1 protein-coding gene is annotated in these 262 nt (G+C 72.9%); it reads right to left on the bottom strand.

Annotated elements, in window-relative coordinates; translation table 11 throughout:
* The coding region (locus WG891_RS26780) for a hypothetical protein (RefSeq protein ID WP_337274593.1) at positions 1-262 on the bottom strand (262 nt) is incomplete at both ends.

Raw genomic sequence — 262 nt, 5'->3', positions numbered from 1 at the left:
GGCCAGCGCTCCTGCAGTTGCTGAACCGGAGGAAGCCGCGCCGGTGGCCAGCGCACCTGCAGCTGCAGAACCGGAGGAAGCCGCGCCGGTGGCCAGCGCCCCTGCAGCTGCAGAACCGGAGGAAGCCGCGCCGGTGGCCAGCGCACCTGCGGCTGCAGAACCGGAGGAAGCCGCGCCGGTGGCCAGCGCCCCTGCAGCTGCTGAACCGGAGGAAGCCGTGTCGGTGGCCAGCGCCCCTGCAGCTGCTGAACCGGAATACGCC

It is taken from the genome of Serratia sp. MMO-28 (genome assembly GCF_037199905.1).
GTDB lineage: Bacteria > Pseudomonadota > Gammaproteobacteria > Enterobacterales > Enterobacteriaceae > Chania > Chania oryzae.
The sequence above is the reverse complement of the archived record's forward strand: the minus strand, read 5'-3'. Positions and strand labels throughout refer to the sequence as shown.